Annotated in this window: 1 protein-coding gene; it reads right to left on the bottom strand. The window is 60.2% G+C overall.

Translation table 11 applies throughout. The annotated features are described in order from the left end of the window. Nucleotides 1-246: hypothetical protein (locus EXE42_RS19110; RefSeq protein ID WP_158293800.1), on the bottom strand; the 246-nt coding region annotated here is incomplete at both ends.

Genomic DNA, 246 nt, shown 5'->3' with positions numbered 1-246 from the left:
ACCGTCCTTCGAGACCAGGCCCTGCTCCAGATACCCGCTCATCGTCTCGCTACGGAGGTCGTACTGTTGAAGATCGAGTTGCTCGCGGAGGCCCGTTATCGTGAAATCTGTCTGCTGGTTGCGCTCCATCTCCTCAATGACGCGTCGCCCGATCGATCCCGGGTATGGGAGTACCGCCTCTTGAATCGCATCAACGACTCGGCCGTTCACGCCGAGTGACTCCACGAATCCGCCGCTGTCGAACGC

Source organism: Halorubrum sp. SP3 (assembly GCF_005435195.1).
GTDB classification, from domain to species: domain Archaea; phylum Halobacteriota; class Halobacteria; order Halobacteriales; family Haloferacaceae; genus Halorubrum; species Halorubrum sodomense.
This window is presented reverse-complemented; position numbering and strand designations above follow the sequence as displayed.